Consider the following 273-nt stretch of genomic DNA (forward strand, 5'->3'; position numbering starts at 1 on the left):
GGTGCTCGCGAATGCGATTGCGTCGATGGTCGATGCGAACGGCAAGATTCTCGTCGAAGGGCTGCGCCCGCCGCCCATTCCCGACTCGGTACGGCGCGCACTCGCCGGCATCGCCGTGGGCGGCAATCCCGGTGAACCCACCGTCGATACCGACTACGGCGAGCCCGGCCTTACGCCGACCGAGCGCGTGTTCGGCTGGAACAACCTCGAAGTGCTCGCGTTTCGCACGGGGAACCCCGACAAGCCCGTCAACGCGATTCCGCCGTCGGCCGT

General features: G+C 67.8%; 1 pseudogene. It reads left to right on the plus strand.

The window, feature by feature from the left end:
• Nucleotides 1-273: pseudogene (locus tag SB772_RS41010) on the plus strand (M20 peptidase family dipeptidase); the annotation flags it as partial.

The organism is Paraburkholderia sp. SIMBA_030, from assembly GCF_046535245.1.
Taxonomy (GTDB): domain Bacteria; phylum Pseudomonadota; class Gammaproteobacteria; order Burkholderiales; family Burkholderiaceae; genus Paraburkholderia.